Origin of the sequence: Nostoc sp. FACHB-888 (genome assembly GCF_014696655.1) — a bacterium.
Classification (GTDB): Bacteria; Cyanobacteriota; Cyanobacteriia; order Cyanobacteriales; family Nostocaceae; genus Nostoc.
In genome coordinates this window covers 1-5,987 of record NZ_JACJQM010000226.1, presented here as the reverse complement: position 1 = coordinate 5,987, position 5,987 = coordinate 1, and the positions used below count along the sequence as shown (strand labels likewise).

Here is a 5,987-nt window from a genome sequence, read left to right as displayed (position 1 = left end):
AACGTCTGACTGAAATGAGTGAGGCTGCCATATATGCCGTTATGACTCGAATTATGCTACGTCGTCTAGCCGTCTAAAGATTTACTTTATAAATGGTCTCTCATTCAAAAGGTGAAACCATGAAACCAAAAGGTGAAACCATGAAACTTCAATATCGCGGTGTTAGCTACGAATACGACGCTTCGAAGCGTGAAAGCCAGAACAAAAGACCTTCTAATTTGACTTACCGTGGGGTTCCCTATCGTATCGATCCGAATACAAAGCAGAGTGAAGTTCCTGTACAACCAGTAGCTTATAGATTGGTGTATCGAGGAAGTGCCTACTTTGTGAATAAAACTGCACAGGAAGAAGTTAGCGTAGTTACTCAACCGGAAAGCACATTTAATTTGTACAACTCAATATAGAGACTCTGATGAACGAATCTCATGTAATTCCAGTGCTGAGATCGCCGCAGGACTACCGAGCTTACCGCAACTTTGCGGAACTGATTCGCAGTGAGATTCCCGTTGAACTCGATGCTGAGGATTTAGCCGTGTTGCGACGTGAGCCAGCACTTCCTTAAGCTTTCTCCTCCAAAATTCACAGATTCTGAACTTGCTCCGATTGTGTAATTGCAAGCCTAAACTTATGCTGATCCAAAAACTAAACGACTGTGAAGAAATTATCGCTGGAGATGGAACTGTTCTGCGCGAACTGCTTCATCCTGACAAACAAGACATCAACTTGCGTTACAGTTTGGCGTATGCGATCTTGCCTGTTGGCAAAACTTCGATTCCCCATTCCCTAAAGACTTCTGAGGTTTATTACATCATTAGCGGTGTTGGCGAAATGTCGATCAACAGTGAAGTTCGTCGCATTGAACCAGGCGATACGGTTTACATTCCTCCAAATGCCATCCAGTTCCTTCACAACTATGGCAACGAACTAGGCTGTTGACTTTGGCTATTTTTTGGGGAATTACCGAAAAATTATTTGTGCTGGTTTTTGCTTGGATTAGAGCTTATCATTGCGAACTAAAGAAATAAATCTCATTTAGTAATTTCTGGAAAAGTTACATTATTTAGCTACCAACAGATTAAGGAAGAAAACAATGAATCTCACTCTCGTTAATAACAACTTACAAATTGAATGGGAATGGCATGAGCAATTACTGGCATTTAATATCTGCAAAAATTTGGTAATTCCCCTCAATCATATTACAGCAGTTTCGACTGATCAACCAGTAAGTAGTTGGTCAGAAATCCGTAATCCCGGTCTTGTTATTCCAGGGATAATTAAAGCAGGAACCTACTACAGCAGTAGAGGTAAAGAATTTTGGTACGTGACGAAAGACCAAGATTATTTAACTCTAGAACTCAAAGATGAATCTTGCCAACGAATTATTCTCACAATTGATGCAAATCAAGCTTGGCTGGAACGCATTCATCAGTTTATAGCAGGTAACTAAATATTGGAGGTGGGGAACAAATAGAGAAGTATAAACTCTATCAATCACTGACTTCAAATGAATAGCAGAATTAAAAGCGTTTTCAACCAAAAAATGTAACTTAACCATCATATACTGTATCGGAATATGACACATAATTACAAGTTTAAAGCATTACAGGTATTAAGTCTTTTCGGGTTAATGATTACTACTAGGGCGTGTTTTAAAACTATAGCCATATATGGAAGCAAGTGTCAGCATTGCAAGGTAGTTATCAGCTTTTTTCTCATACCGTGTAGCAATCCGACGAAATTGCTTCAAACGGTTGAAACATCGCTCGACCCGATTTCTTTGGCGATAAATGGATTTATCAAACTTACCGCGTCTGCGTTCGTTCGACCTAAGTGGAATGGTGAACCGAATACCACGCCGTTGCAAATGACGACGAATATTAGCACTGCTGTAACCTTTATCACCGACTACAGCGCTTTCGGCTATTATGCAATATAGTTTTCTCCTTGCCCCTCTCCTATCATTGCTTTCAGCTTTTAGGATGTACCTCATAGCTGCCAGAAGTGCTGTAATCGCTTGGGGCGTAAGCGAGGACGACCAACACTTGGACGTTTTACCGCTCCTTGTGACATTAATTGCTCAAATACCACTGCTTCATGACGTTCACCAACTGTTGGCATCAGGCGCTTCCATTGTCGCTCTGTCAAGTCGCCCCGACTTTGCGGTGGAAGGATCATAGATAAATGTTAACTTCGTTAATTTTTAGTGTTCTCAACCATTTTACCGAGTTTTAAAACACGCCCTAGCCCTTATTTCACACAGCTTAGAGCTTTTCAAGCGTGCCATTCCCATATAAACTAAATGCAACCAATAAAAACCTTGCCAATAGTAGCCTCTACTATTCTGAGTTTATTGACTCTTAGTGTGAGTCATTCTGTTAATGCTCAAGCAGTGATTGATACTTTAGACAGCGGTAATCTGACTGTGACTAGTATGACATCAGGAAGTGGCTGCACTGTCCTTTTTAACCCTCAGCGAGAGATCCTTCAACAGCGCCGATCCTGTAGTTCAACAGATATCCGTAAAGCGCAGGCGGCAATCAATAGCTACCTGCAAGAACAAGGCACACCTGACAGTTACAATAGCAACCCGTCGCGCCAAAATCTGACGTTGATCTGCTATGGTGAAGGTCGCAAACCGGGAGGTGTCGAAAGCCGCAATAGTTATGAATGGAACGAACGCCGCCATCGCTACGAACTGCGTAATCGCCTAGAGTCAACGACTACCAGTTTCGATTCCGAGGTTCAGGTCGAAATCCGTGGTACAGAAGGAAAAATCCATCTGGGCGGAAAGCTCATCGCGCTGATCAATTCGCGCGGTAACAATGGATGGTGGAAACTCGACAACCTGAAGGTCGAACCCGATCGAATTACGGGAAAATACCGGATGAACGGGCTAAATAAACCGCGTGTCAATATCGACCGACGCAGCGGCAGGATCGCCATAGATGGGATTGCAAAGTTCCGGGGAAACTGCGAATCAAGCGATTGGGGTGGTAGCAGAACCCGATTCTAGCCTGCTGCGCTATTGGGTTTGGTCAAAGCGCTGCGGGCGACAAGACCAAACCCAAGTCTCTCTTTTGCACGAGCCGTTGGGTAGAATCTAGGTTGCTACATATAATCGACCTGTCAGCCTGGTTTGGGAAAGATCCCTTGCGAGGATAAAAAAGGCTAGGATGCATATATGATAAGCCTCATAGCTGAATGTTACGCTTGTTAAGCTAAAGAGTATGCAGCGTAAGGATGCTCCAGGGGCAAGGGTGGTGCAGAGGGGAATTTCTAAATATCCGTTTGTATCCTAAAACTTCTTCTTTCTCCCCTGTTCCTCTGCTCCTCTGCACAAGAGCTGCCTCAACGATTTTCCCTTTTCAAGCGTGCCATTCCACTTTAACGGTTTTGATAAATCGAATCACGCCCAGCTTTTGCTGCCGCCTCAGCGCTATAGTAAATCGGATAGTCACCAAATACCGTGCCATCGGGGCTAACAATCCGAAACTGCCAGCATTTAGCAGGAGTGTAAAATACGACTAAAATACGAGACTGAATACAGACAACTGAATGAATCTTAGTGGTAGTCATAGTACTGTGCGCTTGCTGAATATTAGTAAAGCAGCCATTCTCATAACGAAAATAGGTATAAATGCGTTTCAAGCGAAACTAACAGATCAAGCCGGCGTTATAGATGTTCTAGAAAACTTTTTAACATTAGCACTTTTTGCAACTAACTTAAGTATGAATAATAGTCTACCTGAAGTTAGTTTTTGCAGATATATACAGCAATTAGACTGTTATTTGATAGTTTCAAAGAGCTTTCCATAAAGAGAGTACCTAAAAATCAAAGGTTTTAAGTACTCTTTATCTAAACTAGTAGTCTGCCAAGGCAACTTTGCTAGGTTGGATTTGGATATAAACGCTGCATTTTTCGGCGAGCATCTTTGGTTTGGAAACCCCAATAGACACTGGCTTTTTGTTGATTACGTTGTTTCTCCCAAGCGGCAATCTCAGAAGTTAATGTTTTTGTATTAGGAATACGCCGTTCCAAACATTGGCGAGATAAAACAGATAATTCAATTTCTACTTGATTCAGCCAAGAAGCGTGTTTAGGTGTATAGTGAAACTCTAATTTTTGAACAATTCGACGTGCTTCTTCTGGTAGAAAAACTTCATATAATGCACTGGGGGTATGAATATTCAGGTTATCAACTACTAAACGAATAACATCGGCATCTTGGTAGCAAACATCTACTAAATTTTTCATCTGTTTAGCAAAATCGGCTTTAGTTCGGCGTTCTGTAACTTCGATATGCCGCCAGCCCGCCAAGGGTTGAAAACACGCAAATAAATTTACTGTCCCGTTCCGTTTATACTCAAAATCATAACGTTCAGGTTGCTCCGGCTCTGGTGGCAAAGGAAGTCTTACTTCTTCTACTAATTGATATGGGCGTTCATCAAAGCAGAGTACGGGGCGTTTAGGATCGTAAGGCTCATTGTATAAATCCAGTACATCTTCCATTCGGAAAACATATTCTGCATTAACTTCGGGAATGCACCACTGTTCTTTTAACCACGGTTTAATTTCATTTTTTTTAAAGTTTGACGTACTGTTTCGTCAGAAATTGAATCTATAATACCAACGTTAACTAAATGATCTGCTAATAATTGCATTGTCCAACGTACTCTTCCAACTGGTGGATTAGAACAAGCAGTTGCAATCAAAAATGCTTCTTGCTTTTCATCTAATTTCTTAGGTTTTTGTGGATGAACTTCATCTTTTAAAGCAAAATCTAACCCTCCAATGACAAATTTTTCTCGCGTCCGTTGTACTGTCGCAACATGCGCTCTAACTGTGTTAGCGATCACTTGATCCGTTTCTCCTTCAGATGCCATCAGAAGAATGTTTGCACGGGTTATGGTTCTTGCTTTATGCTTACCTTTCTTAATTATCAATTGCAGTTGAGAAACTTCATCTTCATTCAAGTCAATAATGTACTTTTTCGCCATGTTACACCCCGTTTTTGGCTATTCTACCAATTAGAGGTTTTACTTAGCAAAGTTTCCTTGGCAGACTACTAGGATTTAGGCACTGTACAAATCAAGCATAATGTTGGTGTGAATTTCGGCTTTTTATCTGTGTCAGGAAGTTGGGTGTGGGGGGTAGGGTGTAGGGTGTAGCGGATACGGCATTGACCGTAGCTCTGAAACCCCGTTTAATGCAATCATCTTGAAAGATGTAACGAAGAGGGTTGTTGGGGCTATATATTCCCTACACCCTATACCCGCCCCAACGGGGCTTGGTCAATTCTGCCGCAGGTTCAAATAACTTGACGGGAGCAAATGTTGAGATATGTTGTATTCCAATCTCTAAAGGTACTGGACGTTTCGAGAAAGCAATATCAGGGCCAGGGTTTTGGTTAACATAGAAATTCCACTGACCAAGAAATAAAATAAAGTATGCCCAAGACTTGGAATATTAAAATAGATAACTATTTTCAAGCCAACCCCAACTGCATCATCGCCACAGCCCATGTAGACAGCTTCCCAACAGACCTCCCCCTAGAACCCAACATTCGGGAAGCAAACCGCAAAAGCGCGACCTACAGACAAATCTTCGACTCGCTGACGACTGAACCCGTAAAATTCTTCTCTCGCCACAGTGGAATTGTTCTGTCAGCCAATAAAGTTAAGCCCAACAGAAATAAAACCGAGCTAGAACTGGAGATATTAGAAGCTAACGAGGGCGGTAGCGATGGGATTATCAACGGTGGGCACACAGTTTTAGCCTTTGAGCAAGCGAAAAATTACAAATACGATTTAACCGAAGCTAGGGTCAAAGTTACGATTCACATCGGATTGACTGAAGAATCAGCCAAAGATATAGCCCTGGCTTCAAATACTACAACGCCAGTAGATTCTCGCTCCAAAGTCAACGCCAGAGGTGATTACAAATTTATCAAGCAGTATTTAGTCCAGTTAGAGAGAGCAGAAGATAG

10 protein-coding genes are annotated in these 5,987 nt (G+C 42.0%); 6 read left to right on the top strand and 4 right to left on the bottom strand.

The genetic code is table 11. The features are described 5' to 3' along the window. The first annotated feature begins 92 nt into the window (after positions 1 to 92). From H6G26_RS37375 to H6G26_RS37360, 4 genes are all read left to right on the top strand, one after another. Positions 93 to 404 carry a DUF4278 domain-containing protein gene (locus H6G26_RS37375; protein WP_242054238.1) on the top strand — a complete coding sequence of 104 codons (312 nt, stop codon included), beginning with the start codon at positions 93 to 95 and terminating at the stop codon, positions 402 to 404. Between the two features lie 8 nt (positions 405 to 412). After that, positions 413 to 562 (top strand): hypothetical protein, encoded by a 150-nt coding sequence (locus H6G26_RS43405; RefSeq protein ID WP_242054237.1) that lies wholly within the window; start codon positions 413 to 415, stop codon positions 560 to 562. A 65-nt stretch (positions 563 to 627) separates the two neighbouring features. After that, positions 628 to 936, top strand: a complete 309-nt coding sequence (locus H6G26_RS37365) for a cupin domain-containing protein (RefSeq protein ID WP_190736624.1) — start codon at positions 628 to 630, stop codon at positions 934 to 936. A gap of 154 nt (positions 937 to 1,090) precedes the next feature. After that, positions 1,091 to 1,447: a hypothetical protein gene (locus H6G26_RS37360; protein ID WP_190736622.1), complete on the top strand. Its 357-nt coding sequence runs from the start codon at positions 1,091 to 1,093 to the stop codon at positions 1,445 to 1,447. A 177-nt stretch (positions 1,448 to 1,624) separates the two neighbouring features. On the opposite strand, the gene H6G26_RS37355 is transcribed toward H6G26_RS37360, so the two are convergent. Both H6G26_RS37355 and H6G26_RS37350 read right to left on the bottom strand, forming a co-directional pair. After that, positions 1,625 to 2,011 carry a transposase gene (locus tag H6G26_RS37355; protein ID WP_347242579.1) on the bottom strand — a complete coding sequence of 129 codons (387 nt, stop codon included), beginning with the start codon at positions 2,009 to 2,011 and terminating at the stop codon, positions 1,625 to 1,627. Then, positions 1,987 to 2,175, bottom strand: coding sequence for a hypothetical protein (locus H6G26_RS37350; RefSeq protein ID WP_190736620.1), 189 nt, complete (start codon positions 2,173 to 2,175; stop codon positions 1,987 to 1,989). Before H6G26_RS37350 ends, H6G26_RS37355 begins: the two co-directional genes overlap by 25 nt. Before the next feature lie 124 nt (positions 2,176 to 2,299). Here H6G26_RS37350 and H6G26_RS37345 point away from each other — a divergent pair, with 124 nt between their 5' ends. Continuing rightward, positions 2,300 to 3,013: a hypothetical protein gene (locus H6G26_RS37345; protein ID WP_190736618.1), complete on the top strand. Its 714-nt coding sequence runs from the start codon at positions 2,300 to 2,302 to the stop codon at positions 3,011 to 3,013. 371 nt (positions 3,014 to 3,384) lie between these two features. Here the strand turns inward: H6G26_RS37345 and H6G26_RS37340 are convergent, their stop codons facing one another. Together H6G26_RS37340 and H6G26_RS37335 are read right to left on the bottom strand one after the other, a co-directional pair. Then, positions 3,385 to 3,576: a hypothetical protein gene (locus H6G26_RS37340; protein WP_190736616.1), complete on the bottom strand. Its 192-nt coding sequence runs from the start codon at positions 3,574 to 3,576 to the stop codon at positions 3,385 to 3,387. Between the two features lie 310 nt (positions 3,577 to 3,886). After that, a protein-coding gene (locus H6G26_RS37335) for an IS630 family transposase (RefSeq protein ID WP_242054235.1) occupies positions 3,887 to 4,998 on the bottom strand; the annotation gives its coding sequence in 2 pieces (ribosomal slippage) (positions 3,887 to 4,578 and positions 4,578 to 4,998; 1,113 coding nt in all). Between the two features lie 450 nt (positions 4,999 to 5,448). Between H6G26_RS37335 and H6G26_RS37330 the strand changes: the two genes are divergently transcribed. Next, positions 5,449 to 5,987: AIPR family protein (locus H6G26_RS37330; protein WP_190736614.1), on the top strand; the 539-nt coding region annotated here is incomplete at its 3' end.